The sequence below is a fragment of the Bacillus sp. mrc49 genome, assembly GCF_002803435.1.
In genome coordinates this window covers 1-346 of record NZ_PHNG01000347.1, presented here as the reverse complement: position 1 = coordinate 346, position 346 = coordinate 1, and the positions used below count along the sequence as shown (strand labels likewise).

The 346-nt window shown below is 38.7% G+C and carries 1 pseudogene; it reads right to left on the bottom strand.

The window, feature by feature from the left end:
• Window positions 1-98: pseudogene (locus tag CVN76_RS02265) on the bottom strand (3-methyl-2-oxobutanoate hydroxymethyltransferase); the annotation flags it as partial.
• Window positions 99-346 lie beyond the last annotated feature (248 nt).

Sequence of the window (346 nt, the reverse complement as noted above, 5' to 3'; positions counted from 1 at the left end):
TGTTCGGCTACTATTGCGGATGGATAATCATAAGCCGTCAGCATGGCTATCTTCTCTTGATTCTGTTTCATTTTCAAAAAATCTCCGGACAATTTCATTACGTTTCCTCCTTTTTGATGGAGGAGATGAAAACATCAGTGTAAGTGAACTGGTGCCTCTACATTCATACGCAAAAAAAAGACTGACTAAAAAAGGTATCTGTTACGCGCGAAAAATAGCAAAAAAAGCCACATTTCGTTCAACAAACAGCACTTGTCTTTTAGTCAATCCTTTTGTTCCATCAGAAGTTTCATCCCTCCGTCCCCGTCCAATAATCTGGATCAAGGCAGATTTTCAAATAATTTGG